The 841-nt window shown below is 56.8% G+C and carries 1 protein-coding gene; it reads right to left on the bottom strand.

Annotation, left to right across the window (positions count from 1 at the left end; translation table 11 throughout):
* The coding region (locus PA598K_RS06420) for an IS110 family transposase (protein ID WP_128656436.1) at nucleotides 1-841 on the bottom strand (841 nt) is incomplete at both ends.

Consider the following 841-nt stretch of genomic DNA (forward strand, 5'->3'; position numbering starts at 1 on the left):
GGTAGTACGCACCGAATTCCTCATCGCGGTTTTTGACCGAGTTGGCAGCTTCAACCAGGTAATAGCGAAGGAATCGGTTGCCGGATTTAATGCGCTTGGTGTCTTCCGCTTCAAAAGCGCCAGATTGCTGTTTGCGCCACGTGAGGCCGGCATACTTGGCTAGCGCGGCTTGGTCGCTAAAGCGATCAATGTCGCCAATCTCCGCGAGCAGGCCAGCCGCATAGACGCGATCAATGCCCGGCACGGAACGCAGGCACAGAGCGCCTGGAATGGTCTCCAGCACCTTCTCGATGGCCTTGTCCAAATCCTTGAGTTGGGTCTGGATGCTCCGGATGGCCTGGATCGACGTGCCTAGCACCAGATCGATGGAGTCCTCGACCACCTTGGAGAGACGGTAGGAGGCTCTGGCCGCCTTTTGAATGCAACGGGCAACGTTCTCTGGATCCGGGAAACGGTTGCGACCCTTGTCCCGAAGATAATCGGCCAGATCGCCGACCTCCATCGTGGCAATGTCGTCGAGACTATACTTCTCGGAGAGCATCTCCAGGATGGCATGACCGAATACGGAGCTCTCGACCTCGGTCGTAAAGGCATTGCACTTGTAGAACAGGTTTTGCAAGAAGTATTGCTTCTCGCGGGTCAGGTTGTGGATCAGATGGAACCGCATGCGAGTCAGGCGCTGGAGCGCGACATATTGCTCCTGCATGACGATGGTCGTCGTCAAGCGTCCGAAGCGCAGTCGGTCGGCAATGACCCACGCATCGAGCCGGTCGGTCTTATCCAGGTCGGGATAGGCCTCGCGAAACTTGCTGACCAGTTTGGGATTGATGGTGAACACCTT

Source organism: Paenibacillus sp. 598K, from assembly GCF_003851045.1.
Lineage (GTDB): Bacteria > Bacillota > Bacilli > Paenibacillales > Paenibacillaceae > Paenibacillus_D.